Annotated in this window: 24 protein-coding genes; 12 read left to right on the top strand and 12 right to left on the bottom strand. The window is 72.6% G+C overall.

What is annotated here, in order from left to right:
* A partial coding sequence (locus tag E1289_RS24690; RefSeq protein WP_131984114.1) for a DUF2637 domain-containing protein occupies positions 1-724 on the bottom strand: 724 nt, incomplete at its 3' end.
* Between the two features lie 325 nt (positions 725-1,049).
* On the opposite strand from E1289_RS24690, the gene E1289_RS24695 reads away from it, so the two are divergent.
* From E1289_RS24695 to E1289_RS24715, 5 genes are all read left to right on the top strand, one after another.
* Positions 1,050-2,411 carry an erythromycin esterase family protein gene (locus E1289_RS24695; protein WP_243713114.1) on the top strand — a complete coding sequence of 454 codons (1,362 nt, stop codon included), beginning with the start codon at positions 1,050-1,052 and terminating at the stop codon, positions 2,409-2,411.
* A gap of 45 nt (positions 2,412-2,456) precedes the next feature.
* Positions 2,457-3,245 (top strand): DUF427 domain-containing protein, encoded by a 789-nt coding sequence (locus tag E1289_RS24700; protein WP_131984118.1) that lies wholly within the window; start codon positions 2,457-2,459, stop codon positions 3,243-3,245.
* A 62-nt stretch (positions 3,246-3,307) separates the two neighbouring features.
* The gene (locus E1289_RS24705; protein ID WP_131984120.1) at positions 3,308-3,949 is read left to right on the top strand and encodes a LysE family translocator; all 642 of its coding nucleotides are present in this window, start codon (positions 3,308-3,310) and stop codon (positions 3,947-3,949) included.
* An 85-nt stretch (positions 3,950-4,034) separates the two neighbouring features.
* Positions 4,035-4,739, top strand: coding sequence for a Crp/Fnr family transcriptional regulator (locus E1289_RS24710; protein WP_243713115.1), 705 nt, complete (start codon positions 4,035-4,037; stop codon positions 4,737-4,739).
* Positions 4,740-4,806: 67 nt separating this feature from the next.
* Positions 4,807-5,367, top strand: a complete 561-nt coding sequence (locus E1289_RS24715; protein ID WP_131984124.1) for a TetR-like C-terminal domain-containing protein — start codon at positions 4,807-4,809, stop codon at positions 5,365-5,367.
* Here E1289_RS24715 and E1289_RS24720 read toward each other — a convergent pair.
* A complete protein-coding gene (locus E1289_RS24720) occupies positions 5,342-7,054 on the bottom strand; it encodes a ubiquinol-cytochrome c reductase cytochrome b subunit (protein WP_131984126.1) in 1,713 nt (570 codons plus the stop codon). The two genes, E1289_RS24715 and E1289_RS24720, sit on opposite strands and share 26 nt — an antisense overlap.
* Positions 7,055-7,205: 151 nt before the next feature.
* Complete coding sequence (locus E1289_RS24725; protein WP_131984128.1) at positions 7,206-7,847, bottom strand: hypothetical protein; 642 nt, start codon at positions 7,845-7,847, stop codon at positions 7,206-7,208.
* A 228-nt stretch (positions 7,848-8,075) separates the two neighbouring features.
* Here E1289_RS24725 and E1289_RS24730 point away from each other — a divergent pair, with 228 nt between their 5' ends.
* Positions 8,076-8,615, top strand: coding sequence for a DoxX family membrane protein (locus E1289_RS24730; protein ID WP_131984130.1), 540 nt, complete (start codon positions 8,076-8,078; stop codon positions 8,613-8,615).
* Positions 8,616-8,715: 100 nt separating this feature from the next.
* Here E1289_RS24730 and E1289_RS24735 read toward each other — a convergent pair whose 3' ends face one another.
* The 3 genes from E1289_RS24735 to E1289_RS24745 all read right to left on the bottom strand — a co-directional run bounded on the left by E1289_RS24735 (position 8,716) and on the right by E1289_RS24745 (position 12,366).
* Positions 8,716-10,269 carry an alpha-amylase family protein gene (locus E1289_RS24735; protein WP_131984132.1) on the bottom strand — a complete coding sequence of 518 codons (1,554 nt, stop codon included), beginning with the start codon at positions 10,267-10,269 and terminating at the stop codon, positions 8,716-8,718.
* Positions 10,270-10,447: 178 nt separating this feature from the next.
* The gene (gene nrfD / locus E1289_RS24740) at positions 10,448-11,551 is read right to left on the bottom strand and encodes an NrfD/PsrC family molybdoenzyme membrane anchor subunit (protein WP_243713116.1); all 1,104 of its coding nucleotides are present in this window, start codon (positions 11,549-11,551) and stop codon (positions 10,448-10,450) included.
* Positions 11,548-12,366 carry a 4Fe-4S dicluster domain-containing protein gene (locus E1289_RS24745; protein ID WP_243713118.1) on the bottom strand — a complete coding sequence of 273 codons (819 nt, stop codon included), beginning with the start codon at positions 12,364-12,366 and terminating at the stop codon, positions 11,548-11,550. Before E1289_RS24745 ends, nrfD begins: the two co-directional genes overlap by 4 nt.
* A 196-nt stretch (positions 12,367-12,562) precedes the next feature.
* Here E1289_RS24745 and E1289_RS24750 point away from each other — a divergent pair, with 196 nt between their 5' ends.
* Positions 12,563-12,967 carry a PaaI family thioesterase gene (locus E1289_RS24750; protein ID WP_131984136.1) on the top strand — a complete coding sequence of 135 codons (405 nt, stop codon included), beginning with the start codon at positions 12,563-12,565 and terminating at the stop codon, positions 12,965-12,967.
* A gap of 35 nt (positions 12,968-13,002) precedes the next feature.
* On the opposite strand, the gene E1289_RS24755 is transcribed toward E1289_RS24750, so the two are convergent.
* On the bottom strand, positions 13,003-14,145 hold the full coding sequence (locus E1289_RS24755; RefSeq protein ID WP_131984138.1) for an acyl-CoA dehydrogenase family protein: 1,143 nt from the start codon (positions 14,143-14,145) through the stop codon (positions 13,003-13,005).
* Positions 14,146-14,218: 73 nt separating this feature from the next.
* Between E1289_RS24755 and E1289_RS24760 the strand changes: the two genes are divergently transcribed.
* Positions 14,219-14,836, top strand: coding sequence for a TetR/AcrR family transcriptional regulator (locus tag E1289_RS24760; RefSeq protein WP_131984140.1), 618 nt, complete (start codon positions 14,219-14,221; stop codon positions 14,834-14,836).
* Here E1289_RS24760 and E1289_RS24765 read toward each other — a convergent pair.
* From E1289_RS24765 to E1289_RS24780, 4 genes are read right to left on the bottom strand one after another with little or no spacing between them, the layout of a single operon-like run.
* Entirely contained in the window at positions 14,833-15,438 is a 606-nt protein-coding gene (locus E1289_RS24765; protein WP_131984142.1) for an ATP/GTP-binding protein, read from the bottom strand. The genes E1289_RS24760 and E1289_RS24765 overlap by 4 nt on opposite strands.
* Positions 15,419-15,802 (bottom strand): DUF742 domain-containing protein, encoded by a 384-nt coding sequence (locus E1289_RS24770; protein ID WP_131984145.1) that lies wholly within the window; start codon positions 15,800-15,802, stop codon positions 15,419-15,421. Before E1289_RS24770 ends, E1289_RS24765 begins: the two co-directional genes overlap by 20 nt.
* A gap of 6 nt (positions 15,803-15,808) precedes the next feature.
* Positions 15,809-16,249 (bottom strand): roadblock/LC7 domain-containing protein, encoded by a 441-nt coding sequence (locus E1289_RS24775; RefSeq protein ID WP_131984147.1) that lies wholly within the window; start codon positions 16,247-16,249, stop codon positions 15,809-15,811.
* Positions 16,246-18,648, bottom strand: coding sequence for a nitrate- and nitrite sensing domain-containing protein (locus tag E1289_RS24780; RefSeq protein ID WP_131984149.1), 2,403 nt, complete (start codon positions 18,646-18,648; stop codon positions 16,246-16,248). Before E1289_RS24780 ends, E1289_RS24775 begins: the two co-directional genes overlap by 4 nt.
* Before the next feature lie 362 nt (positions 18,649-19,010).
* Between E1289_RS24780 and E1289_RS24785 the strand changes: the two genes are divergently transcribed.
* Positions 19,011-20,567, top strand: coding sequence for a M28 family metallopeptidase (locus E1289_RS24785; protein ID WP_243713117.1), 1,557 nt, complete (start codon positions 19,011-19,013; stop codon positions 20,565-20,567).
* A 97-nt stretch (positions 20,568-20,664) separates the two neighbouring features.
* Here the strand turns inward: E1289_RS24785 and E1289_RS24790 are convergent, their stop codons facing one another.
* Entirely contained in the window at positions 20,665-21,504 is an 840-nt protein-coding gene (locus E1289_RS24790; RefSeq protein ID WP_131984151.1) for an LLM class F420-dependent oxidoreductase, read from the bottom strand.
* A 62-nt stretch (positions 21,505-21,566) separates the two neighbouring features.
* Between E1289_RS24790 and polA the strand changes: the two genes are divergently transcribed.
* The 3 genes from polA to E1289_RS24805 all read left to right on the top strand — a co-directional run.
* A complete protein-coding gene (gene polA / locus E1289_RS24795) occupies positions 21,567-24,221 on the top strand; it encodes a DNA polymerase I (RefSeq protein ID WP_207929125.1) in 2,655 nt (884 codons plus the stop codon).
* 72 nt (positions 24,222-24,293) lie between these two features.
* Positions 24,294-24,785 (top strand): inorganic diphosphatase, encoded by a 492-nt coding sequence (locus tag E1289_RS24800; protein ID WP_131984156.1) that lies wholly within the window; start codon positions 24,294-24,296, stop codon positions 24,783-24,785.
* A 1-nt stretch (position 24,786) separates the two neighbouring features.
* On the top strand, positions 24,787-26,060 hold a 1,274-nt coding region (locus E1289_RS24805; RefSeq protein WP_131984158.1), incomplete at its 3' end, for an FAD-dependent monooxygenase.

Raw genomic sequence — 26,060 nt, forward strand, 5'->3', positions numbered from 1 at the left:
GTGTATAAGAGACAGGGGCGGGTGCCTCGGCGCGCATGGCCGGCGCGGGCGCCGGCTGCTGAGCGGGGGCGGCCTTGGCCCCGGCGGCGGCCTGCGCCTTGGCCGCGGCCTCGTCGGCGGTGCCGGATTCGAGCGCCTTGCCGGAGTGGCCGGGGACCTGGATCTGCGGGAACGGGCCGGTGTTCCGCAGCGGCATCAGCGTGATCTGGTTCAGCGTGACCGGCCCGGCGAGGGCGCGCGTCTGCGGCTCCGGCGCCTTGGGCGGTTCCTCCTGGGCCTGCTGCGACACGTAGCGGTGCAGCGTCCGCAGCAGGACGAACAGGCCGAGCATCGACACGATCGGCGGGACCGCGGCCGTCGCCTGGTAGGAGAACGACTGCTGGCCGACGTGGCCGACGTTGAAGATGAGGCTGGCCGTCCAGCCGGCGAGGGCGATGCTCAGCGGCAGGCAGAAGTCCAGCCAGCTCATCAGGGCCCGGCGGTGCAGCACGAAGGCGTCGATGGCCAGCAGGAAGAGGCCGAGTTCCCCGACGATGATGAACAGGTCGACCAGCAGCGGGAACGACTCGGCCTTCCAGCCCCGCAGGCCGTGTTCCAGCGCCCAGTGGTAGAGGCCGGCGTAGGACTGGGCGAAGCCGCCGGCGGTGGCGGTCACGACCGCCGTCGCCATGAAGGCGATGGCCCCCCACCGTGTGATGACCTGTGCCCGGTTGGCAACGCTCATGCGGAGTGCGCTCCAGATTTCCTTACCAACGGAAAGTTATCGATGGGAGGCTATCCATTCCTTTGCCGTTTCGTGGGCGAATCGCATCACGTCTCGGTCGCGTTTTCCGGTGCGGGCCACCTGGCCCGCCGCACCGCCCCGCGCCGCCGATCCGCGCCGCCGCGCGACGAATCGATGCCCGGATATCGGGAAGGGCGGGAGGAAGACGACAAAGGGGGAATGTGCCCATGTCACGCCCAGACAACCGCAAGCACCACATAAAGCCGCCAAGAACCCGTAAACAGCTGGAAAACGCTCGCTTTGCCGCCGGATGGAGGGGGGCGCGGTGATCCCCGCCGCGAGCCCCCGGACGGGCCCCGGGGCCGGCCCCGGGCCGAACACGGCCGACGACGTGCTGGGCGCGGCACTGCCGCTGGAGGTCGAGGAGGACCTCGACCCGCTGATGGACAGGATCGGGGACGCCCGCTGCGTGCTCATCGGCGAGGCGAGCCACGGCACGCACGAGTACTACGCGTGGCGGTCCGCGCTGACCAGGCGGCTGATCGCCGAGCGGGGGTTCTCGTTCGTCGCGGTCGAGGGGGACTGGCCGGACTGCCGCAGGGTCGGCCGCTGCGTGACGCTGGCGCCGGGGGCGCCCGAAGACCCGCGCGACGTCCTGGACGCCTACGAGCGGTGGCCGACGTGGATGTGGGCCAACGAGGAGACCGTCAGGTTCTGCCGCTGGCTGCGGGACCGCAACGCGGACCTGCCGCCGGGCGGGCGCGCGGGCTTCTACGGGCTGGACGTCTACAGCCTGTGGGAGTCGCTGCGGGCCGTCGTCGAGCATGTGGCGGAGCATCGGCCGGAGCACCTGGAGGCGGCGCTGGACGCCTACGGCTGCTTCGAGCCCCACGGTGACGACCCGCGGGAGTACGGCTGGAACACCGCCCTCGTCCCGGACGGGTGCAGGGAGGAGGTCCTCGCACTGCTGACCGAGTTGCGCCGGCCGGTGCCGGACGGCGACCCCCGCGACCCGGTCGAGGAATTCGACGCCCGGCAGAACGCCGAGGTCGCCGCGGGGGCCGAGCGGTACTACCGCGCCATGATCGACGGCGGGCCGGAGTCGTGGAACATCCGCGACGTCCACATGGCCGACACGCTCGGCCGCCTCATGGAGTTCCACGGGGGCGGCACGCCTCCGGACGGGACGGGCAAGGCCGTGGTGTGGGCGCACAACACGCACGTGGGCGACGCCCGCGCGACCGACATGGCCGACGCCGGGATGATCAGCCTCGGCCAGCTCGCCCGGGACCGGCACGGCCGGGACGAGGTCGTGGTGGTCGGGTTCGCCGGCGGGCCGGGCGAGGTGGTCGCGGCGCCGCGCTGGGGCGGGCCGATGGAGGTCATGCACGCCCCGCCGCCCGCGCCGGGGTCGCTGGAGGCGATGCTGGCGGAGTCGGAGCTGCACCGGGGGCTGTTCATCGTGCCGCCCGAGGCCGACAAGCCGCACTTCCTGACCGACACGCTCGGGCACCGGGCGATCGGCGTCGTCTACGACCCGGACCGCGACCGGCGCCAGTACGTCCCGACGAGGCTCGCCGAGCGGTACGACGCCCTGTGCTGGTTCCGGGCCACCTCCGAGCTGACTCCGCTGCACCTTGAGGCCGCGAGCCGTGGTGAGCTGGAGACGCTGCCGTCCGGGGTATGAGGGATCGGGCGGGAGCGTTCGGAACACGGCGTTAGGAGACACGGCATGTCACTGACCATGCGGCCGGGGCCGCTCGCCGGCTCGCCGGGAGACGAGGTCAACTTCAGCATCGAGGGGCCGCAGCACCAGCTCTTCATGCACGACTTCCCCCGGCGGGTCCGCGCCCGGTTCGGCGGGGAGACCGTCCTGGACACCGAGCGGGGGCGGCTCCTGCACGAGACGGGGCTGCTGCCCGTCCTGTACGTGCCGGAGGAGGACGTGCGGACCGACCTGCTGGAGAAGACCGGCCACAGCACGCACTGCCCGTTCAAGGGCGACGCCGCCTACTGGACGGTCCGCGCCGGTGACCGGGCGTCGGAGAACGCGGTGTGGGCGTATCCGGAGCCGAAGCCCGAGGCGGCGTGGCTGCGCGGGCTCATGGCGTTCTACTGGCGCCGCATGGACGCCTGGTACGACGAGGACGAGGAGGTCCGCGGGCATCTGCGCGACCCGTTCCACCGCGTCGACGCCCGCGACTCGTCCCGTCATGTCCGGGTGCTGCTGGACGGGGAGGTCGTCGCCGAGACCGAGCGGCCGAAGGTGCTGTCGGAGACCGGGCTCCCCAACCGCTTCTACATCCCGGCCTCCGACGTCCGCACCGACCTCCTCGCCAAGAGCGCCAAGCGGACGGTGTGCCCGTACAAGGGCGAGGCGACGTACTGGTCGCTGGACGGGGCGGAGGACGCCGCCTGGTCATACGAGGAGCCCCTGGAGAACGCCTTCAAGGTCGTCGGCCACCTGTGCTTCGACCATGAGGCCCTCACGATCGAGGCCGGGCCGCCGCGGGACGCTTGACCATGCCGGGCGGCTGAGAAACGGGTTCGCGCCGGGACGGCCCGTTGCCGGATGATTCCACCATGGTGGACACATCCTTGTACGCGGCGTTCGTCGTCGCGGCGCTCGCTCTCTGCCTCACGCCGGGGCCCGACATGATGTTCGTCGTCGCCATGGGCGGGCGCGGCGGCCCGGCCACGGGGGTCCTGGCCGCCGCGGGCGTGGGGACCGGCGCCCTCGCGCACGCCGTCGCCGCGATGCTCGGGCTCTCCGCCCTCTTCACCGCCCTGCCCACGCTGTACCACGTGCTGCGCTGGGCCGGTGCCGCCTACCTGCTGTATCTCGCGGTCAAGGCGTTCCGGGACCGCGGCGATCCCGTGGGGGAGACGGCCGCCGCCGGGACGGGGAAGCCGCACGACCACCGGCGGCGCGCGTACTGGCAGGGGGTCGTGACGAACCTGCTCAATCCGAAGGTGATCCTGTTCAACATCGCCTTCCTGCCGCAGTTCGTGAACCCGACCCTGGGCCACCCGATGATGCAGTTCCTCGTCCTCGGGATCACGCTCGTGCTGATCGGCCTCGCCGTCGACTCCGGGGTCGGGCTGCTGGCCGGGCGGCTCGCCGACCTGCTGCGCCGCAGCCGCCGGGTCGCGCGGTGCCTGAACATCTTCAGCGGGACGGTCTTCACCGGCCTCGCCGTCCGGCTGGTCGCCGTGCCCAAGTGATGGCTTCCGGTTTACCGGCCAGGTGACTCTGGGCATGTCAAAGGTTCAGCGAGGCCGTTGACTTCGGGTTCCGAGGAGAAGGCTGGTGGCACCGTACGCGGCTACCCCTGCGCGCCCGGAATTCTGGGCGGCGCTCGATGCCGCGCAGCAGGCCGCGCTGCGCGCCGCCGGGCGTCCGAGGCAGTATCCGGTGAAGAGCCCCCTGGTGTACCAGGGCGACGAGTCCGACCACGTGATCATCATCGAGCGGGGCTGGGCGAAGGTGACGTCGGCCACCGAGGACGGCCACGACGTGGTCCTGGCCGTGCGGGGGCCCGGTGACCTGCTGGCCGAGAGCGCGGTGCTCGGCGGCCGGCCCCGCACCGCGACGGTGACCGCGCTGTCGCCTGTCCGGGCGCTGGTGGTGCCCGCGGCGCGCTTCACCGGCTTCCTGGACGACCATCCGGATGTGTGGATGCTCGTCACGGGCACCTTCGTCAAGCGCCTCGACGACTCGGACCGGCGGCTGCGGGCCCACGTGACCAGCCGGGGCACCCGGCGGCTCGCGATGCTCCTCGCCGAGCTCGCCGAACGCTCCGTCCAGCACGTGCCGCCCGCGCCGGACGGCTCGATCGAGATCGGCCCGCCGCTGTCGCAGGAGGAGCTGGGCAGCTGGATGGACGCGTCCCGCGAGACGGTCGCGCGGGCCATGCACGGCCTGCGCCGCGAGGGCCTGATCCGCACCGGCTGGCGCAGGATCACCGTGGTGAACCTGCCGGGCCTGCGCGAGTACGCCAAGGAGAACGACTAGCTCCCGCGCGGCCGCGCCGTGCCGTGCCCGCGTCCCGAACTTGTCAACGGCAAGATAGGGTGGGGTCATGAGCGGCGGCAGCTACCACCACGGCAACCTGCGGCGGGCCGTCATCGAGGCGGCCGTCGAGGCGATCTCCGAGTCGGGCCCGGCCACCTGGAGCCTGCGCGAGCTGGCGCGCCGCGCCGGCGTCTCGCACGCCGCGCCCGCGCACCACTTCGGCGACCGGGCGGGGGTGCTGACGGCCGTCGCCGCCGAGGGCTACGCCCTGTTCGCCGACGCCCTGGAGGCCGCGGGGGGCGAACTCGACGAGGTGGGCCTCGCCTACGTCCGCTTCGCCGTCGACCACCGGCCCTACTTCGAGGTGATCTTCCGGCCCGAACTGTACCGGCCGGACGACCCGGACGTCCGCGCCGCCCGGGAGCGCGCGAGCCGGGTCCTGACCGAGGGCGTCCGCGGCGTCGCGGCGGGCCGTCCGGAGGCGGGCGACCGGACGGCCTCGATCGCCGCCTGGTCGATCGTGCACGGCTTCGCCCACCTCTGGCTGAGCGGAGCCCTGCCCGCCGACCTCGGCGACGATCCCGTGGCCGCCGCGCGCCCGGTCATCCACCGCCTTTTCGGACGCTGACCGACCGGTCGCCGCCGTCCAGCGCCTCGCCGTGCTCCTTGTCCGCGTGCTCCCCGTTCGCGTGCTCCCCGTCCGGATGGCGTTCGGGGACGACCGCGAGGTCCGTCCGGAACCGGCGGTTGAGCGCGGCGCGCACCCGGGTCGTGACGCGGCGGGCGCGCGGGCTCTCGACGCCGTCGATCGGCCGCGGGACCTCCAGGACGGCGGCGGGCGCCGGGCGCGGGTCGGTGATCGGGGCGACCGCCTCGTCCGGGAGGGGCCGCTCGACCTCGCCGTACCCGCCGTCCGGGGACCGGCGGATGATGCCGGTCTCCAGGCCGTGCTGCACGAGGCCGAGGTCGCGGCGCTGCAGGCCGAGGCAGATGCGGTAGGCGACGGCGTAGCCGACCACCGGGCCGAGGATGATCAGGACGCGGAAGAACCAGGTCGTCGCGAACAGCGAGATGTGGAACCGCTCGGCGATGACGTCGTTGGCTCCCGCGAGCCAGAGCGTCCCGAAGAAGACCACGCCGGCGACGCCGATGGCGGTGCGCGAGGGGACGTCCCGGGGACGGTCGAGCAGGTGGTGGATCTGGTGGTCGCCGGTGACCCAGCGTTCGACGAACGGGTAGACGGCGAGGCCCGTGAACAGGAGGCCGGGCACGACCAGCGCCGGGACGAGCACGCTCAGCGGGACCGTGTGCCCCCACGCGGTGATCTCCCACGCGGGCATGATGCGCAGCGCGCCCTCCAGCCAGCCCATGTACCAGTCGGGCTGGGATCCGGAGCTGATCGCGCCGGGGTCGTACGGGCCGTACAGCCAGACCGGGTTGATCTGGAAGAGCGCCGCCATCAGCACGGTGACGCCGATCACCCACAGGAACATCGACGTGGTCTTGGCGATGAACACCGGGAAGAACGGATAGCCCCGGACGGTCCGGTTGGAGCTGCCCTTGCCGGGGAACTGGGTGTGGGTCTGCCGCCACGTCAGCACGATCGCGTGCAGCGGGATCAGCGCCGCGAGAAGCCCCGGGATGAGCAGGATGTGGATCACGTACAGCCGCGGGATGATCGCGGTGCCGGGATACTCCCCGCCGAACAGGAACATCACCGCGTAGGAGCCGACCAGGGGCAGCGACGCGAGCACGCCCTCCAGGATCCGCAGCCCGGTGCCCGACAGCAGGTCGTCGGGGAGGGAGTAGCCGAACAGGCCGTTCAGCATGACGAGCATGAACATGAGGATCCCGATGAGCCAGTTCAGCTCCCGGGGCTTGCGGTACGCGCCGGTGAAGAAGTTGCGCAGCATGTGGACGAGGATCGACGCCATGAAGATGAGCGTCGACCAGTGGTGGATCTGCCGGACGAGCAGCCCGCCCCGTACGTCGAAGCTGATGTCGAGCGTGGAGGCGTACGCCTCGCTCATCGCCACGCCCTGCAGCTGGGTGTAGGAGCCGTCGTAGATCACCTCCTGCATGCTCGGCTTGAAGAAGAAGGTGAGGAACACGCCGGTCAGCAGGACGACCACGAAGGAGTACATCGCGATCTCGCCGACCAGGAAGCTCCACTGGTCCGGGAACGCCTTGCGCAGGGACTTGCGGGCGAACCCGGTCGTCCCGAACCGCTCGTCGAGGGCCCGCGCCGTCCCCTCGACGGCCTTCGGCGGCCTGGGCCCGCCCGGCCCGCCGCCGGCCGTCCGAATCCCCGCCATCGTCAACGTCCTTCCGTCGCACAGCGTCGTCCACGGCGCTTGTCGCGCTCTGTGCATACGACTGATCCGGTGCGGCGAATGTGACATCTCGGTATGTGGTGCCGCTCACACCATTTGCCGGGAACGGGGCGCCGGGACGGGACGCCCGGCCTCAGCAGGCGGGCACGGCCGCCCGGAAGCGGCGCCGGTAGCGGGGCCGCCAGCTCGTCCGGTAGAAGAGCCGGATCGGCGGCGGCAGCAGGTGCAGGACGGCGCGGCGCGTCGGCTCCGGGGCGCCGTCCAGCAGCCAGGGCAGGAAGACCCCGAGCCCCCGCATGCCGATCTCGCGGCGGAACTCGACGTCGAACGTGCCCCATTCGAACGCGGTGAGGGTGCCGGGGATCAGCGGGAGGACCTCCGACTCCTTGTAGTCGAGCAGCGCGTGCACGGACGCTTGCAGCTCCGGCGCGTAGCGGGCGAACATGAGGCGGTCGCGGTGCTCCAGTGCCGCGTCCACCGCGTCGATCAGCGGGACGACCTGCACGGCCCGCAGCGCCATCGTGTCGAGGACGGCTCCGAGCCGCCCCGGCGCGTCGGCGTCCTTGGCGTACATCACCGTCCAGAGGGCGTTCTTCTCCGCGCGGTCCTGCACGCGCCAGTGGAAGGTGAACAAAGACCAGGTGCTCGCCGTGGCCGCGTCCATCGGCACGCCGTCCGCGTCGGCCGCGGCGGCCAGCCGCGCGGTGTCGCGGCGGAACGCGTCGTACGCGGCGTGCAGCATCGTCAGGTCGAACCGTCTTGGTTCGCAGCCCATGGCGCCTCCCAAGCTCTCCTCCGGTGCCGCCCGCACGGGGCACCCGAAGAAAAGATGGTCCGAGCGTCCCCGATTGTGACGTGATCCGGGACACACCCCTGTGATGTGCCCCACGCCGCGGGGAGTATTCGCCGGGCCCGCCGGGGGATGGCGTGCCGCCTGCCGGTACCTTGTCGGGGACGCAACGCCCATCGGGGAACACGCGGAACACCAGGTAAGGAGCCGTGGATGGCTGTTGAGGCGGCGGGCATCGACATCGCGTCCCTCGTCCTGCGGGTCTCGGTCGGCGGCACCCTGATCGCGCACGGCTGGAACCACGCGTTCGGCGGCGGGAGGATCGCGGGCACGGCGGGCTGGTTCGAGTCGATGGGGCTGCGGCCGGGCCGGCTGCACGCGCTGATGGCGACCGGCACCGAGCTCGGCGCGGGCGTCCTGCTGCTGCTCGGCCTGCTCACCCCGCTGGCCGCCGCGGGCGCGGTCGGCGCGATGGCCGTCGCGCTCATCACCGCCCACCTGCGCAACGGCTTCTTCATCTTCCGGCCCGGCCAGGGCTACGAGTACGTTCTCATGATCATCATGGTTGCGTGCGCGCTGGGGGCGCTGGGCGGCGGCGCCGCGTCCCTCGACCGGGCGCTGGGCATCTCCGGCGACCTGTCCGGCTGGGCGGGCCTCGCCATCACCGCCCTCGCCGGCGGCCTCGGCGCGGCCCTCCTGCTGGCCGCCTTCTGGCGGCCCGCCCGCCGGCCCGCCGGGGAGACCGGCGAGTAGCGGGGAGACCGCAGAGCGGCAGGCGAGGGCCGGCCTCCGCGCGGCGCGCGGAGGCCGGACCCGCGGCACCGGCGGGGGACGGTGCCTGCTCCGGGCGGGGCTACGTGCCGGACCTGGCGTCCGCGTGGACGGCGACGGCGCCGCCCGCGGGGATCGTCACGGTCGCGGTGCCGCCGGACACGGTGACGGCCGTCCCCGCGCACCCGCCGGACCCGGTGCCGCCGGTGATGACGTCGCAGTAGACGCCGTCCGCGAGCCCGGTCCGGTAGGTCGCGGTGGAGGGACCGGGCGAGTCGTTGAGGCCGATCCAGCCGCGCGACCCACGGCTGAAGCCGATGACGTCGTCCGCCGTCGCCGTGAAGTTCGACACCGCCGGCGCGGACGCGGTCGCGTTGCGCCAGCCGACCATGCCCTTCATCCCGGTGGAGCGGGTGCTGCACTGCCACCCGGCCGAGCAGTCGGTGCCGGTGACGAAGCCGCGCGAGTCGGCGGGCGGCGACTGCCCCTTGGACGACCAGGTGAACCCGTCGTAGACGGCCGGCTTGCCGTACGGGTAGGCGAGCATGAAGTAGTTCGCGAGGGTGTAGTCGCTGCCGTTCTTGTAGCTGAGCGTGGAACCGTCCCGCTCGGTGTCGTGGTTGGTGACCATGGCATAGGTCTGGGAGCCGTCGGCGTCCAGCGACCAGGACGGGATGCCCGACAGGTTCGCCAGCGTGCCGTTCTGGAACTGCGCCTTCAGGCCCATCGCGTAGGCGAAGCCGAGGACGTCGCCGTTCCGGGTGAACGCGGCCGCCTTCAGCTCCGGGTTGGACGCGCCCGGGAAGACCTCCTGGGCGATGTAGGGCCGCCTGCCCTCGGCGGTCGTGTCGTCGAGCGCGTTCATGATCGCGGCGAAGTCGTCCTGGTCGATGTGCTTGGCGGCGTCGACCCGGAACCCGTCCACGCCGAGCCCGATCAGGTCGTTGAGGTACCCCGCGATCTTCCCGCGGACGTAGGAGGACTGCGTCTTGAGGTCCGACAGCGAGACCAGTTCGCAGTTCTGGACCTCCGACTTGTCGTTCCAGTCGTCGATGCCCGCGTCGTCGTCGTTGCAGTACCCGTCGTTGGCGTGGTGGAAGTCGTCGTACCCGTACGGGACGGCCGGGTAGGAGAACCCCTTCGGGTCGAACGTGGACCCGCCGTAGGTGGTGTTCACCGTGTTGTTGTGGCCGGCCATGTGGTTGATGACGGCGTCGACGTAGACGCGGACGCCGGCGTTGTGGCAGGCGGTGACCATGGCGGCGAACTGGGCGCGCGTGCCGAGCCTGCTGGTCAGGTCGTAGGAGACCGGCTGGTACACCTCCCACCACGGGTGGGCGCCTTCGCCGGTGCTCGCGAGGCTGACCGACTCGGCGGGCGGCGCGACCTGCACGGCCGCGTACCCGGCGGGCCCGAGATGGTCGGTGCAGGCCGCCGCGACCGACGGCCAGTTCCATTCCCAGAGGTTGGCGGTGACGTCACCGGCGTTCAGCGACGCCCCGGCGGATGGCGTGGCAGAGGGTGCGGCGCTGGCGGTTCCGTCCGGAAGCAGGGCCGCGGCGGGCGCGAGGCCGCCGAGGACGAGGGCGCCCGCGGCGAGCAGGGGCAGGCGGCGGGGGATCCTTGCACGTTGCATTGTGGGCGAACTCCTGTCACGGGGCGCCCGGTGCCGGCGGCCGGGGGCCACCGGCACCGCGGGCGCCCGAGGGGGTGGGGGACGGCCGTCCGCGATGCACCGTGAGAATGCTCCATTCTTGCAACACCGTCAAGAGGTTGCGCAAGATTTCAATCGACTTGCAGAAAGCCGACGAACGTCAGCCGCTCCCGTCACCCGCGCCGTCCGCTGCCCCGTCCGCGGCGGCGAGGCGTTCCCGCTGGGGAACCACCGTGTACTTGGGGTCCTTCGCCGACTGCACACCGGCGTGAAAGATGCCGAAACGCGTGCAGGCCGAGCCCGCCAGGAGCGCCGCCCCGCCGAGCGCCGCCGCCGCGCGGCTGCGTCCGCCGAGCAGGACGCCCCCGGCGGTGCCCGCGGCCGTCAGGATCTCGCCCGCGCGCATGAACCTGCCGGCCTTGCCCGTCCTGTACGGCTCGGCGACCAGCCCGGCTCGATGCTCGATCAGCTTCGCCGCCGCCAGCTCCAGCGCCGTCCCGAACACCGCGGCGGTGCGCATCGGGCCGGCCTCGCGGGTGGGGGAGACGACCAGTCCCATCCCGGCCGCGGCGGACGTGGCCGAGCCGGCGAACACCATCGGCAGCTCCCGGTGCACGTCGTGCCAGGAGGGCACCGCCGTGTCGGCGGCGAGCGCCGCGGTGTAGGTGGCGACCAGCGGGCCCAGGGCGGCGGCCCCGGCCGTCGCCGCCCCGCCGAGGCGCGGGAAGATCCCGGTCACGTCCAGGACGGCCGCCGCGCCCGCGGCCGGGCCGTAGGCGGCCAGCAGCCAGGAGCCCATGCTCATCGGCGAGGTGGGCTTCATGACCCGGAGCATGTTGGCGAACCGCGCGGGCCGCCCGAGGTCGTGGATCAGCAGGGCCGTCGACCCGCCGATGGCCGCCAGCGAGGAGATCTTCAGCGCCCGCGCGGCGGCGGGCCGCGCGGTGAGCTGCGCGCCCGCGGCCAGCACCGACCCGGCCCCCGCCAGGCCGCCGAGGAAGAAGTACCCCGCGATGTCGAAGGTCTTCCAGCTGGGCGGGTTGAGGATGGGCAGGCCGTAGTAGGAGGTGAACTCCGCATCCGGCACCATCGCCCGCTCGCCCCGGCGCCTGCCGCGCCGCCCGTTCCGGCGGGGCAGGCCCTTCCCGATCTCGGCCTCGCGCCCGGGCCGCCGCCCGTGCACGCCCTCCTTGCTCACGCCGGTCCCGCGCTCGCTCATCTCGGCCCTGCCCGCCCCGGGCGCGTCGCCGCCGGCCCCGCTCATCGCCCGCCACCGCCGCGGCCGTGCACGGTGAAGACCGCCGCGAGCCCGCCGAGCAGCGCCGCCGCCGCGATTCCCGTGTGCTTCCAGATGGACGCCAGGTCGCGGGTGGTGACGACCGGGTCGGGCGGCAGCCCGTACACCTCCGGCTCGTCCAGCAGGAGGAAGAACGCGCCGTCGCCGCCGACGCCGTCGTGGGGATCCTCGCCGTACAGGCGCGCGTCCGCGACCCCGAGGTCGTGGAGCTGCTCGACGCGCAGGGCGGCGCGCTCGCGCAGCTCGTCCAGCGGCCCGTACTGGATGGAGTCGGTCGGGCACGCCTTCGCGCACGCCGGTTCGAGCCCCGCGCCGAGGCGGTCGTAGCACATCGTGCACTTCCAGGCCCGGCCGTCGCCCTTGCGCTGGTCGATGACCCCGTACGGGCAGGCGGGGATGCAGTAGCCGCAGCCGTTGCAGATGTCCTCCTGGACGACGACGGTGCCGAACTCGGTGCGGAACAGCGAGCCGGTAGGGCAGACGTCCAGGCACGCGGCGTGCGTGCAGTGCTTGCACACGTCGGAGGCCATGAGCCATCGCATGTCCGCGGGCCCGCCGCCGGGGGCGTCGGCGTGCTCGACGCCCGCCTGGGCGTGGCCCATGGGCTTGTTCTGCTCGATGAACGCCACATGCCGCCAGGTGTCTGCGCCGAGGCCCTGGGTGTTGTCGTAGGACATGCCGGTGAACTCGAGGCCGTCCTCGGGGATGGCGTTCCACTCCTTGCAGGCCACCTCGCACGCCTTGCAGCCGATGCAGACGGACGTGTCCGTGAAGAAGCCCATCCTGGGAGGCGGGTCGGTATAGCCCGAGTTCTCGGTCACGTCGGGCTCGGGTCCCGCCAGCAGGTTCCGGCCCACCAGGCTGCTCATCCCACGACCTCCTGTCCCCGGTGCCGCTGGGCCCCTTCCCGGCGAGCCGGGCCCTAACCGGGCGACGGGTCCGTTGACGGCGAATTCGGCGGCTGGATAGCTTCTCGGGATGACTGTCGAACGGGTCGGTTACGCGGGTCCACTGGACAGGACGCTCGGGTTGCTGGTGATCGAGGCGTCCGAGCGGGAGGTCGTGGCCGAGCTGGAGGTCACCGACAAGCTGATGCAGGCGTACGGCATCGTCCACGGCGGCGTGTACTGCGCGATCACCGAGACGGTGTGCAGCATGGGCGCGGCGTTCACGGTCGGGCTGGAGAGCCAGGTCGTCGGCGTCAGCAACCACACCCGCTTCATCCGGGCCGTGCGCGAGGGCGTGCTGACCGCCCGCGCCCACCCGGTCGACCGGGTGGACGACCACCTGACGTGGCGGTCGACGATCACCGACGAGCGGGACCGCGTGGTCGCCGAGGGCACGGTGAACCTGCTGAGGCTGACCCCGCCCGCCGGCGGCTAGGCCCGCCCGGCTGTGGAAGTCGAGGGCGCGGCACCTCAGCGGGCCAGGTGGCGTGAGATGACGAGGCGCTGGATCTGGTTGGTGCCCTCGAAGATCTGCATCACCTTCGCCTCCCGCATGAACCGCTCCACCGGGAAGTCGCGGGTGTACCCGGCGCCGCCGAGGACCTGGACGGCGTCGGTGGTCACCTTCATCGCGTTGTCGGTGGCGACGAGCTTGGCGATCGACGCCTCGCGGCCGTAGGGGCGTCCCGCGTCCTTCAGCCGCGCCGCCGACAGGTACACCGCCCGGGCCGACTCGACCGCGGCGGCCATGTCGGCCAGCACGAACGCCAGCCCCTGGTGCTCGATGATCGCCTTGCCGAACGCCTCGCGCTCCTTGGCGTAGCCGACGGCGACGTCGAGCGCGCCCTGGGCGAGGCCGGTGGCGACGGCGGCGATGCCGAGGCGCCCCGCGTCGAGGCCGGCGAGCGCGATCGACAGGCCCTGGCCCTCGCTCCCGATCAGGTTCCCGGCCGGGACGCGGGCGTCCACGAGCCGGACGGTCGCGGTCGTCGACCCCATCAGGCCCATCTTGTCCTCGGGCTCGTCGAACTCCAGCCCGGGCGTGCCGGCGGGGACGTGGAAGCACGAGACGCCGCGGGGGCCGTCGTCGGACGTGCGGGCCATCACGGTGTAGAAGTCGGCCTTGCCGCCGTGGGTCGTCCACGCCTTGGCGCCGTTCAGGACGTAGGAGTCGCCCTCGCGGACGGCCCTGGCCCGCATCGCCGCCGGGTCCGACCCCGCGTGCGCCTCCGACAGGCAGTACGCGCCGAGCCGCTCGCCCGACAGCAGGTCGGGGAGCCACCTGGCGCGCTGCTCGTCCGTCCCGTACGCGAACAGCGGGAAGCACGACAGCGCGTGCACGCTGACCCCGACGCCCACGCTCGCCCACGCCGCGCCGATCTCCTCCAGGACCTGGAGGTAGATCTCGTACGGCTGGGCGCCGCCGCCGAACTCCTCCGGGTACGGCAGCGTCAGCAGGCCCGCCCGTCCGAGCGTCGTGAACACCTCGCGGGGGAACGTCCCGCTCCGCTCGGCGTCCGCGACGCGCGGCGCCAGCTCCTTCGCCGCGATCTCGCGGGTGAGCGCGACGAGGTCCTCGGACTCGGGGGTCGGCAGGTGCCGGGTGGCGGGCATGGGCGGACTCCTTTCGGCAGGCTCACAGTACCAAGACCGGTACCAGCGAACCGATTTTGGTACTGTCCCGGTCATGACCTCGCTGGACGGAGCGCACGCCACCCGGGCCACCCGGGCGCTGCGGCGGCGCGACCTCCTTGTCGGCAGGCTCATCGACGTCTTCCTCGAACGCGGCTTCGCCGAGCTGAGCGTCGCGGAGCTGGCCGCCGTCCTGCGCTGCTCGAAGAGCACCCTGTACTCGGTCGCGGCGAGCCGGGAGCAGATCATCGTGGCGGTCGTCCGCGCGTTCTTCCGCCGCGCGACCGAGCGCGTGGAGGCCGCGCTCGACGCTGGCGCCGACCCCCGGGAGCGCGTCGGCGCCTACCTGCGCGCGATCTCCGCCGAACTGGCGCCCGCGTCACCCGCGTTCTTCGCCGACCTCGACGCCTTCCCGCCCGCCCGCGAGATCTACAAGAGGAACACGCGCTTCGCGGTCCAGCGCGTCCAGGGCCTCGTCCGCGAGGCGCTGCCCGGCACCGGCGCGCCCGGCACCGATGCGGCCGGCACCGACGCGGCCTTCGTCGGCGCCGTCGCGGGCCAGGTGATGGAGTCCATCCACCGCGGCGAGATCAAGGCCCAGACGGGCCTGGACGACTCGGCCGCCTACGCCGCCCTCGCCTCGCTCATCGTCGCCCGGATGACCCCCGGCTAGACGGGCGACGACGACTGGACGGCGTGCTCCACCAGCGCGACGAGGACGTCCCGCGCCGTTTCGCGGCGCCGCACGTCGCACAGCATCACCGGGACGTGCGGGTCGACGTCGAGGGCGTCGCGGATCTCCGCCACGGTGTAGCGGCGGGCGCCGTCGAAGACGTTGGCGGCGACGACGAACGGGATCTCCCGCTGCTCGAAGAAGTCGATGGAGGCGAAGCTCGTGCTGAGCCGCCGCGTGTCGACCAGGACGATCGCGCCGACCGCGCCGTAGGCGATCTGGTCCCACATGAACCAGAACCGCTCCTGGCCGGGCGTCCCGAACAGGTACAGCCGGACGCCGCCGGAGAACGTCAGCCGCCCGAAGTCCATGGCGACGGTCGTGGTGGTCTTGCGCTCCACGCCGTGCAGGTCGTCCACGCCGGCCGATGCGTCGGTGAGGACCTCCTCGGTGCGCAGCGGGCGGATCTCGCTGACCGAGCCGACAAGGGTGGTCTTGCCGACGCCGAAGCCCCCGGCCACCAGGATCTTCAGCGTGTGCTGCGGCACGTCGTCGTCGAGGGCGTGCGGCACCGGGGAGGGACTAGAGGCGGCGGAGTTCATCGAGCACTCTCATCAGTATGCGGGGATCGGGACGGTCGGACCGCTCGCCGTGCTCGGCCTGCGGCATCTCCTCGACGAGGCCGTACTGGTGCAGGTCCTCCAGCAGGATCTGCACGACCCGGAACGGCAGGTCGGTCTCCGAGGCGAGGTCGGCGGGGGTGGAGGGGCGCCGGCACAGCTCCAGCAGCCGCCGCTGCTCGCGCGACAGCCAGACCCGGTCGCCCGGTGTCCGGCCCGTCGCGACGAGGATGGTCACGAGGTCGACGACGAGCCCGCGGGGGCGGGTCCGCCCGCGGGTCACCGCGTACGGCCGGACGATCGGGCCCGCGTCGCGCCCGATCCACCGCTCTCTCGGATTCACCACGGTCGCTCAGTCCGAGGCGCCCGGGGCCGGCGCGTCCTCGGCCCCGGCGGGCGTGCGCGGCGCGGCGGACAGGTGCCGCCGCACCCGCTTGATCAGCATGGTCGTCTCGTAGGCGACCAGGCCGGCGTTGCCGCCCGCGTCGCTGAGCACGGCCAGGCAGCTGCCGTTGCCGGCCGGCATGACGAAGAACAGCATGCCGTCCAGCTCCACGACGGTCTGCCGCACCTGCTTGGCCTGGAAGTGCTCGCGGGCCCCGTTGGCCAGGCTGTGGAACCCCGACGACAGCGCGGCGAGGAACTCGGCGTCCTTGCGGGTGACGCCGCCCGACGCGCCCATGACCAGCCCGTCCCGGGACAGCAGCACGGCCTGGTGGACCTCCCCGACCCGCTCCACAAGATCGTCGAGCAGCCAGTCCAGCTCCCCGGTGGCATGGCTCTGCTGCGTCATGATTCCCCCCATTCGTCGCGCGGATCGTCATTGCCTGCTGTGTCCTCGGCGTCCCTTCCGCGCAGCCACCCCGACTGTAGCGAGGACATCAGGTCGCGGCTGAGTTCCGGACTCGGCTCGTCGAAGTCGTCGTCCGGGTCCGCGTCGCTCCCGGGCGGCGACGGCGCGGTCACCCGGGACCTGCGCAGCTGCGGCGCCAGGGCGCGCTGCCGGACCCGCCGCGGGAGGCGGCCGGTGACCTCGCTGTCCTCGGCGTCCCCGGTCTCGCCGTCGTGCCGGTCGTCCCTCCGGCGCTCGCCGTTCTGCCCGCCCGCCGGAGCGTCCAGCGGGCCGTCCGGCGGAGCGGGCGGCGGATGCGCCGGCGGCGGATAGGCGGGCGGGGCCGCCGGCGGCGCCGGGCGGCCGAGGCGGAGCGCGCCGCCCGCCGCCGTCGCGCCGGCGGCCTGCGGCAGGAGCTCCCCGGTGCCGTCCGTGAGCCGCCATTCCTCGTCCACGACCACCAGCGTGTGCGGGATCAGCACGACCGCGGTCGTGCCCCCGTACACCGACGGCTGCAGCGACACCCTGATGCGGTGCCGCGCCGCCAGCCGCGCGACGACGAACAGGCCGAGCCGCTCGGTGTCGGCCAGGTCGAACTCGACCGAGCTGGCGAGCCGCCGGTTCAGCTCCTCGCGCTCCTCGGCGGCCAGGCCGATGCCGCGGTCGACCACCTCGACCGCGAGCCCGTTGGCGACGCTCTCGACCTTGACCGTGACCTCGGTGGTCGGCGGGGAGAACGAGGCGGCGTTCTCGATCAGCTCGGCGAGCAGGTGGATGACGTCGGCGACGACGCCGCCGGAGACGGCGGCCGAGGAGGCACCGGTCACCTCGACGCGGGTGTAGTCCTCCACCTCGGCGATCGCGGCGCGGACGACGTCCTCGGCGGCGACGGGATGGTCCCAGGCCCGCACGGTCGGCGACCCCGCCAGGATGACCAGGCCCTCGGCGTGCCGCCGCATGCGGGTGGTCAGGTGGTCGAGGCGGAACAGGTCGTCGAGCTCCTCGGGGCTGGCCGCGCTGCGCTCCATCTGGTCCAGCAGCCGCAGCTGCCGGTGCAGCAGCGACTGGCTCCGCCACGACAGGTTGATGAAGACGCGGTTGATGCTCGCGCGCAGGTCGGCCTCGCCGATCGCGGTGCTGATGGCCGTCCGCTGGACGGTGTCGAACGCCTCGCTGACCTGGGCGACCTCGCGGGACTTTCCGGACGCCGGGCGCGGCGTCTCGGCCTCCAGGTCCACCTGCTGGCCGCGCCGCAGGCGCGCGACGACGCTAGGCAGCCGCTCGTTCGCCAGCTCCTGTGCGGACCGCTGCAGCCTCCTGAGCTCCTGGGCGTGGCTGCGAGCGAACAGCAACGACAGCACGATGGACAGGAGCACGGCCGCCAGTCCGACGCCGCCCGCCAGGTACACCCGCAACATGATCCGGTCGCTGGCGGGAGCGATCTCCTCGTGCTGGATCACTTCGCCGGCCTGGAAGGTCGTGCCGAGCCAGAGCTTGTCCGTGGCCTCGGTGGCGGCACGCCACTGCTGCGGGTCGGGGGCCCTGCCCTGCTGCACGACACCGTCCTCCAGGCCGGCGTACTCGGCGAACGCGGGGGAGTCCACCAGCGGCCCCATGGTCCGGGCCACCTTGCCGCTGAGGCCGATTCGGCCGAGGTCGAGCAGCTCCGCGCGGGCGCCCGCCCACTGGGCGAACGCGGCGCGGGTGCCGGCGTTCAGCCGGTCGCCGCGCACGCTTGTCAGCAGCAGGCTCTCGCGCAGCATGTAGTCGCGCGCCCAGTACATGTACAGGACGCCGCTCGTCTGCTGGTAGGCCGTGAGGTCGTCGATGGTCACCAGCGTGCTGAGCAGCCGCACCGTGGTGTCGAAGAGTTCGCTGTAGGCGGTGATGGCCTCCAGCGCCGAGATGTTCCGCGAGGTGATCTGCGACCGGATGCTCGACAGCTGGTCGAACTGGTTGCCGACGTTGCGGGTGTCCTGTATCCGCTCCCGGGCCCTCCCGGCCGTGGCGTCCTCGGAGAGCGCCGACTCTCGGAAGGCGGCCGCCGCGCGGTCGGTCTTCTCGATCTGCTCCTGGAACTTCTGCGTGTTCGCGGGGGACGGGGTGACCAGGGCGGCGATCGCGGCGGCGCGTTCCTGCTGTACCGCCTGGAGCGCCAGGTTGATCGGCTGGCCGACCCGGTCATGGTTCCCTGCGTACTGGTTGCGCTCCAACGCGTCGTTCAACGCCGGTACGGCCGAGTACGCCCACAGGGCGATGAGCGACAGCAGCGGGATCGTCAGGAGGACCGCGATGCGCTGCCCGATCGGGCGGGTGCGCGGTCGCCTGTGAGATTCGTGCGTCTGCCCGGTTCCTGCCACCTAGTCGCTCCCCGTCGGTCCCCACCACGGCCAAAGTCTGGGAAGCATACTTAGTCCCTTACTCCGGGGCCAGGGGTACCTACCCCTTTCCGGCCAGGCGTTTTCGCCGCCGCCCGCGGCCAGCTCGGGACCCCCTCGCTGCGTGGCGCGGACCGGAGGCGGCCATTTCGCCGAAGTGCCGCGCCGTCGATGATCTGCCGGGCCGCCATTCGGCGCGGTTCGGGTGATCAAGCAGGTCAACAAGTCATTCGGACGGGCGGCGGTGCCGTGGGAACAACTTATCGATCTTGGTAAAGGGCGGAAGTGGCGCGGTCAATGGGGCCGCGCCGCGCATCCGTGCGTCTTGTGGCTAGAAAAGGCTTATGTCAGGATTCGGATGCTCGTCCCCCAAGATCGGAGACAAGGTCATGCGCAAAGCCGCGCTGGCAGCACTCCTGGGCCTTTCCCTCGCCACCACGACCGTGGCGGCGGTACCGGCACAGGCGAAGCCGACGCCATCCCAGTTGGCCAAGCTCGTCAAGGTGAAGAACGTCCGCCATCACCAGCAGAACCTGCAGAAGATCGCGGACGCCAACGGCGGCAACCGGGCCGCCGGGCTGCCGGGCAGCGAGATCACCGTCAAGTACATCGCGAATCAGCTGGAAAGGGCCGGATACAAGCCGAAGGTCCAGGAGTTCACGTTCGACTTCTGGCAGGAGCTGTCGGAACCGGTCTTCGAGCAGACCGCCCCCGAGCAGAACACCTTCGAGCCGGGCGACGACTTCGCGACGATGCAGTACTCCGGCGCCGGCGACGTCACCGCCGCCGCCACCCCGGTCGACTCCGGGGCCACCGGGATCGGCAGCGGATGCGAGGCCGACGACTTCGCGGGCTTCCCCGCGGGGAACATCGCGCTGATCCAGCGCGGCGGCTGCACCTTCGCCCTCAAGACCGACCACGCCATCGCGGCCGGCGCCGCCGCCGTCGCGATCTACCAGCTCCCCGACCAGCCCGGCCCGGTCGCGGGCACGCTGGCGGCGCCGTACGGCATCCCGGTCATCGGCCCGACCAACGCCGTCGGGACCGCCCTCGTCCGGCAGGCGCAGGAGGGCGGTGTGACGCTGCGCATCAAGACCGACACCTTCACCGAGGAGCGGCAGGCTTCCAACGTCGTCGCCGACACCCGCCGCGGCAAGGACGACAACGTGGTCGTGCTCGGCGCGCACCTCGACAGCGTCACCGAGGGGCCCGGCATCAACGACAACGGCTCGGGCACCGCGGCGCTGCTGGAGATGGCCAAGCAGATCCACAAGCTCGGGCCCAAGGTCCGCAACACCGTGCGGTTCGCGTTCTGGGGCGCCGAGGAAGAGGGCCTGATCGGCTCGCAGTACTACGTCGACAGCCTCTCCGAGGAGGAGCGGGGCGACATCGCGCTCAACCTCAACTTCGACATGATCGGCTCGCCGAACTTCGTGCGGTTCGTCTACGACGGCGACAACAGCGAGGGCCAGAACCCGGTCGAGTCGCCCGCGGGCTCCGGCGCGATCGAGAAGGCGTTCACCGACCACTTCGCCTCGCGCGGGCTCGCCAGCGACCCGACGCCGTTCAACGGGCGGTCGGACTACAACGCGTTCATCAACGTCGGCATCCCGGCCGGCGGCCTGTTCACCGGCGCCGAGGGCATCAAGACGCCCGAGCAGGCGCAGGTGTACGGCGGGACGGCGGGGGTCGCCTACGACCCGTGCTACCACGCGGAATGCGACCGCTTCGACAACGTGAACCTCAAGGGCCTCGACCAGATGGTCGACGCGGCGGCGGCGGTCACCCAGAAGTTCGCGTACAGCACGCTGACCGTGAACGGCAACGAGCTCGCCAGGAAGCGGGCCCGGGTCGGGAAGCAGACGCTGCCCGACGTGATCGGCCACCACGTGACCAGGTGACCGGCTGAGCGGAACATCCGAGGGACGCGCCCCGCCGCGGGGCGCGTCCCTCGCCCTTTCCCGCCGGGGCCGGTGGTGCGGGGCCGGTGGTGCGGGCTCAGCGCGGCGGTAGCGTCTCCGCGATCGTGCGCAGCGCGGGACGCGGGTCCCCGTCCTGCTCGGTCAGCACCTGGACGGCCACGTGGTCGGCGCCCGCGTCCAGGTGGGCGGACAGCCGCGCGGCGACCGCCGCCGCGTCGCCGTGCGCGACCAGCGCGTCCAGGATCGCGTCGCTGCCGTCCCCGGCGACGTCCGCGTCGGTGAAGCCGAGCCGCTTCCAGTTGGCGACGTAGTTCCGGAGCCGGAAGTAGAAGCCGATCTTCTCCCTGGCCAGCGCGCGGGCCCGCTCGGGTGCGGCGCCGAGCACGACCTTCTGCTCCGGGGCGAGGAGTGGGCCGTCGCCCATCGTCTCCCGCGCCTGCCGCGTGTGCTCGGGCGTCGTCAGGTACGGATGGGCGCCCGCCGCGCGCTCCGCCGACAGCCGCAGCACCTTCGGCCCCAGCGCGGCGAGCACCCGCCCCTCCACCGGGACCTTCGCCGCGTCGAGCCGGTCGAGGTACCGGACGATCGTCTCGTACGGGCTCCGGTACTCCTGTGTCGCCTCCGGGTGGCCGATGCCGGCGCCGAGCAGGAACCGGCCGCCGTAGGCGTCGTTGAGCCGGTGGTAGGACCCGGCGACCTCCTCGGCGGGCGTGGTCCACATGTTCACGATCCCGGTCGCGATCACGATGCGGTCGGTCGCCGCGAGGAGCCGCTCGGCCACCTTCAGGTCCCCGCGCGGTGAGCCGCCGATCCAGATCGTGCCGTAGCCGAGGTCCTCGACGTCCTCGGCCAGCTCCGCGTCCAGCTCGTTCCACGGGCGCCAGATACCGAGACGTCCCAGATCGATCTTCGTCATGTCGCTCCCAACGCGTGGTCCGGTCGTTTCATGCCCCCTTCCCCGGTGCCAGGATGAGACGCATGACCGACCGGCCCCGGCTCCTGCTGCTCGACGGCCACTCGCTGGCGTACCGGGCCTATTACGCGCTGCCGGTCGAGAACTTCACCACCACCTCCGGGCAGTCGACCAACGTCGTGTACGGCTTCGCGAACATGCTGGCCAACGCGCTGCGCGACGAGCGCCCGACGCACGCGGCGGTCGCGTTCGACGTGTCGCGCACGACGTTCCGCACCGAAGCGTTCCCCGGCTACAAGGCGACCCGGTCACGTTCACCGGAGGGGTTCGGCGACCAGCTGCGGATCCTGGACGAGCTGCTCGCCGCGATGAGCGTCCCGGTGCTGCGGGCGCCCGGCTACGAGGCCGACGACGTGATCGCGTCCCTGACCGCGAGGGCCGAGGCGGAGGGGCTCGACGTCCTCATCATCACCGGGGACAGGGACGTCCTCCAGCTTGTCGGCGAGAACGTCACCGTCCTGTACTTCTACCGGACGGCCGCGGAGATGATCCGGTACACGCCGGAGACGGTCCGGGAGAGGTACGGGCTGAGCCCCGCGCAGTATCCGGACTTCGCGGCGCTGCGCGGCGACCCGTCCGACAACCTGCCCGGCATCCCGGGCATCGGCGAGAAGACGGCGGCGAAGTGGGTCCGCGAGTTCGGCTCCCTCGACGCCCTGCTGGACCGGGCGGACGAGGTGCGGGGCAAGGCGGGGGAGAGGCTGCGCGCCGCGCTGGACACCGTGCGGCTGAACCGGCGGCTGACCGAGCTCGTCCGCGACCTGGACCTGCCGCTGGGGATCGGCGACCTGCGGCGGCGCCCCTACGACGTGTCCGCGTTCACGTCGCTGCTGGACGAGCTGGAGTTCCGCAACCCCAGCCTCCGGCAGCGGCTGTTCGCGGCCGACCCGGGCGGCGGCCGGCCACCGGAGACGACACCGGCGGCACCCGCGGCCGCCGAGCGGGAGCCGATCGAGGGCCGTGAGCTGGCACGCGGTGAGCTGGCGGGCTGGCTCCTGGCCCACGCGACCGGCCTGACCGGGCTGGCCGCCGAGCACACCTGGGCCCGGGGCGAGGGCGGCATCACCCGGATCGCGCTCGCGACCGGCGACGGGCACGCGGCCTCGTTCGAGCCGGCCGCGCTCACCGGCGCCGACGAGCGCGCCTTCGCCGGCTGGCTGGCCGATCCCGGCCGTCCCAAGGCGCTGCACGACGTGAAGTCGCTGCTGCGCGTGTTCGGCGAGCGCGGCCTGCGGGTCGCCGGCATCGCCTCCGACACCGCGATGGCCGCCTACCTCCTCCTGCCGGGTCTGGCCGCGTACGGGATCGCCGACCTCGCGGGACGGCACCTGGGGCGCCGCCCGCCCGAGGACGGGCCGGCGGGGCTGATGCTGAGCGCCCGCGCCGTCCTCGACCTGGCCGGAGTGTTCGCCGCCGATCTCGCCTCCACGGGCATGGACAGGGTGCTGCACGAGGTGGAGCTGCCCCTGTCCGACCTGCTCGCCAGGGCCGAGCGCGCCGGCGTCCACGTCGACGCCGGCCTGCTGGAGGAGCTGGAACGGCAGTTCACCGGCGCGATGGAGCGCGCGGCCGACGAGGCCGCGGAGATCGCCGGACGCCGCTTCAACCCCGGCTCGACGAAGCAGCTCCAGGAAGTGCTCTTCGGCGAACTGGGCCTGCCGAGGACCAAGAAGATCAAGTCCGGGTACTCCACCGATTCCGACGCGCTGACCTGGCTCGCGACGCAGACCGACAACGGCCTGCCCCAGGTCCTGCTGCGGCACCGCGACCTGGCGCGGCTGCGCACGACCGTCGCCGGGCTGATCAGGGAGATCGGCGCGGACGGCCGCATCCACAGCACGTTCCAGCAGACGGTCGCCGCCACCGGCCGTCTCACCTCCACCGACCCGAACCTGCAGGTCATCCCCGTCCGGACCGAGGAGGGGCGGCGCATCCGCCGGGCGTTCCTGCCCGGTGCGGGCCACGCGTCGCTGCTGACGGCCGACTACGGCCAGCTCGAACTGCGCGTCATGGCCCACCTGTCCCAGGACCCGACGCTCCTCGCCGCGTTCGAGTCCGGCGAGGACCTGCACACGACGATGGCCGCCCAGGTCTTCCGGGTCTCCCCGGACGCCGTCACCCCCGGGATGCGGCGCAGGATCAAGGCGATGTCGTACGGGCTGGCGTACGGCCTGTCGGCGTTCGGGCTGGCGAAGCAGCTCGGCATCCCCGTCGCGGAGGCGCGCCCGCTGATGGACGCCTACTTCGAGCGGCTCGGCGGCGTCCGCGACTACCTCGGCCGCGTCGTCGCCGAGGCCCGCGTCACCGGCTACACCCGCACGATCCTCGGCCGCCGCCGCCACCTGCCGCACCTGGCGAGCGACGACCGGCGGCGCCGCGAGACCGCCGAGCGGATGGCGCTGAACGCGCCCGTGCAGGGTTCGGCCGCCGACATCGTCAAGATCGCGATGCTGCGGGTGGACGAGGCGCTGACCGCCGCCGGGCTGCGCAGCCGCCTGCTGCTCCAGGTCCACGACGAGCTCGTCCTGGAGGTCGCGCCGGGCGAGCGCGACGCGGTGGAGGAGATCGTGCGCACGCGGATGACCAGCGCGTACCCGCTCAGCGTCGGCCTGGACGTCGCCGTCGGCACCGGCGCGAACTGGGACGCCGCCGCCCACTGACCCGTCCCGCCGGTCCGCGCCGGTACGATCACGTGTCCCCGCCGCCGGGTAGGGATTCCTGGGGAGGCACGCATGGAGATCGAGATGGTCGTCGAGATCCCCAAGGGATCGCGCAACAAGTACGAGATGGACCACCGGCTCGGCCGCATCCGGCTGGACCGGATGCTGTTCACCTCGACCCAGTATCCGGTCGACTACGGCTACATCCCGGACACCGTCGCCGAGGACGGCGACCCGCTGGACGTGATGGTGCTGCTGGAGGAGCCCACCTTCCCCGGCTGCGAGATCACCGTCCGCAGCGTCGGCGTGTTCTGGATGCACGACGAGGGCGGCCCCGACGCCAAGATCCTCAGCGTCCCGGCCACGGACGTGCGGTACGCGCAGATCCGCGACCTGGGCGACGTCCACGAGCACGTCCGCAACGAGATCGCGCACTTCTTCGACATCTACAAGAGCCTGGAACCGCTCAAGAGCGCCGACGTGCGCGGCTGGCAGGACCGGCAGGTCGCCGACCAGACCATCTCCCGCGCCGCCGAACGCGCCCGCGGCACGGCCAAGACGTGACATGGAACCGGTCGTCGTCGCGGGCGCCGGGCCGGTCGGCCTGGTCACCGCGCTGCTGCTGGCGCGGCACGGCGTGCCGAGCGTGGTGCTGGAGGCCGCCGCGCGGCGCGACCCGTCCGGCTCCAGGGCGATCTGCTTCCAGCGGGACGTCCTCGACGTGCTCGACCGGGCCGGCTGCGCCGAGCGGATGATCGCCCGCGGGGTGACGTGGACGACCGGCCGGACCTACCACCGCGGCGACGAGCTGTTCTCGGTGACCTTCCCCGGCACCGGACGCGGCGCGGTCCCGCCCTGGATCAACATCTCCCAGGCGGAGGTGGAGGGATACCTGCGCGACCAGGCGGCCGCCGAGCCGCTGATCGACCTCCGGTACGGGCATCCGGTGCGCGGTGTCCGCCAGGACGAGCGGGGCGTCCAGATCGAGGTGGGCGGCGTCGATGCGGGCGGCGCCGGCGCGGGCGGCACCGTGCGGGGGAGCCACCTGGCCGGCGCGGACGGCTGCCACAGCGCGGTCCGGAAGCTGCTCGGCATCGGCTTCCCCGGGCGGACGTTCACCGACCGGTTCCTCATCTGCGACATCCGGGCCGAACTGCCGTTCCCGAGCGAGCGGCGGTTCTACTTCGATCCGGAGTGGAACCCGGGGCGGCAGGTCCTCGTCCACCAGTGCCCGGACGGCACCTGGCGGATCGACTGGCAGGTCGCGCCCGGTCTCGACCTCGACGCCGAACGCGCCTCCGGGGCGCTGGACGCCCGCATCCGGAAGATCGTCGGAGATCTCCCGTACGAGATCGTGTGGGCGACCGTGTACCGGTTCCATGAGCGGTGCGCGACGACGTTCGGCTCCGGCCGCGCGTTCCTCGCCGGTGACGCCGCCCACCTGTTCGCGCCGTTCGGCGCCCGCGGGCTGAACTCCGGCATCCAGGACGCGGAGAACCTCGCCTGGAAGCTGGCCTTCGTCCGCAAGGGACTGGCTCCCGCGAGCCTGCTCGCGTCCTACGACGCCGAGCGGCGGGCCGCCGCGCAGGAGAACCTCCGCGTCACCACCCGGACGATGGAGTTCCTCGTCCCGCAGACGCCCGCGCAGCGCGCCCACCGGCGGGAGTCCCTGGAGCGGGCCCGCACGCACCCGGACCCCCGCACGATCATCGACTCGGGCAGGCTGGCCGAGCCGTTCTGGTACCTGGACTCGCCGCTGACCACCCCGTCCGGCCCGGTGGACGGCTTCCCCCGCGAACCGGGGGCGGCCCGCCCGCCCGTGCCCGGCGTCCTCTGCCC

Source organism: Actinomadura sp. 6K520 (genome assembly GCF_004349245.1).
Taxonomy (GTDB): domain Bacteria; phylum Actinomycetota; class Actinomycetes; order Streptosporangiales; family Streptosporangiaceae; genus Spirillospora.

Excerpts from the sequence above, each read along its gene's own strand:
- E1289_RS24750 (WP_131984136.1), top strand. The coding sequence starts at position 12,563 with ATGACTGTCGAACGGGTCGGTTACGCGGGTCCACTGGACAGGACGCTC.
- E1289_RS24700 (WP_131984118.1), top strand. The coding sequence starts at position 2,457 with ATGTCACTGACCATGCGGCCGGGGCCGCTCGCCGGCTCGCCGGGAGAC.
- E1289_RS24715 (WP_131984124.1), top strand. The coding sequence starts at position 4,807 with ATGAGCGGCGGCAGCTACCACCACGGCAACCTGCGGCGGGCCGTCATC.
- E1289_RS24775 (WP_131984147.1), bottom strand. The coding sequence starts at position 16,249 with ATGACGCAGCAGAGCCATGCCACCGGGGAGCTGGACTGGCTGCTCGAC.
- E1289_RS24755 (WP_131984138.1), bottom strand. The coding sequence starts at position 14,145 with ATGCCCGCCACCCGGCACCTGCCGACCCCCGAGTCCGAGGACCTCGTC.
- E1289_RS24725 (WP_131984128.1), bottom strand. The coding sequence starts at position 7,847 with ATGGGCTGCGAACCAAGACGGTTCGACCTGACGATGCTGCACGCCGCG.
- E1289_RS24730 (WP_131984130.1), top strand. The coding sequence starts at position 8,076 with ATGGCTGTTGAGGCGGCGGGCATCGACATCGCGTCCCTCGTCCTGCGG.
- E1289_RS24705 (WP_131984120.1), top strand. The coding sequence starts at position 3,308 with ATGGTGGACACATCCTTGTACGCGGCGTTCGTCGTCGCGGCGCTCGCT.
- E1289_RS24735 (WP_131984132.1), bottom strand. The coding sequence starts at position 10,269 with ATGCAACGTGCAAGGATCCCCCGCCGCCTGCCCCTGCTCGCCGCGGGC.
- E1289_RS24720 (WP_131984126.1), bottom strand. The coding sequence starts at position 7,054 with ATGGCGGGGATTCGGACGGCCGGCGGCGGGCCGGGCGGGCCCAGGCCG.
- E1289_RS24790 (WP_131984151.1), bottom strand. The coding sequence starts at position 21,504 with ATGACGAAGATCGATCTGGGACGTCTCGGTATCTGGCGCCCGTGGAAC.
- polA (WP_207929125.1), top strand. The coding sequence starts at position 21,567 with ATGACCGACCGGCCCCGGCTCCTGCTGCTCGACGGCCACTCGCTGGCG.
- E1289_RS24745 (WP_243713118.1), bottom strand. The coding sequence starts at position 12,366 with ATGGGCTTCTTCACGGACACGTCCGTCTGCATCGGCTGCAAGGCGTGC.
- nrfD (WP_243713116.1), bottom strand. The coding sequence starts at position 11,551 with ATGAGCGGGGCCGGCGGCGACGCGCCCGGGGCGGGCAGGGCCGAGATG.
- E1289_RS24800 (WP_131984156.1), top strand. The coding sequence starts at position 24,294 with ATGGAGATCGAGATGGTCGTCGAGATCCCCAAGGGATCGCGCAACAAG.
- E1289_RS24765 (WP_131984142.1), bottom strand. The coding sequence starts at position 15,438 with ATGAACTCCGCCGCCTCTAGTCCCTCCCCGGTGCCGCACGCCCTCGAC.
- E1289_RS24760 (WP_131984140.1), top strand. The coding sequence starts at position 14,219 with ATGACCTCGCTGGACGGAGCGCACGCCACCCGGGCCACCCGGGCGCTG.
- E1289_RS24785 (WP_243713117.1), top strand. The coding sequence starts at position 19,011 with ATGTCAGGATTCGGATGCTCGTCCCCCAAGATCGGAGACAAGGTCATG.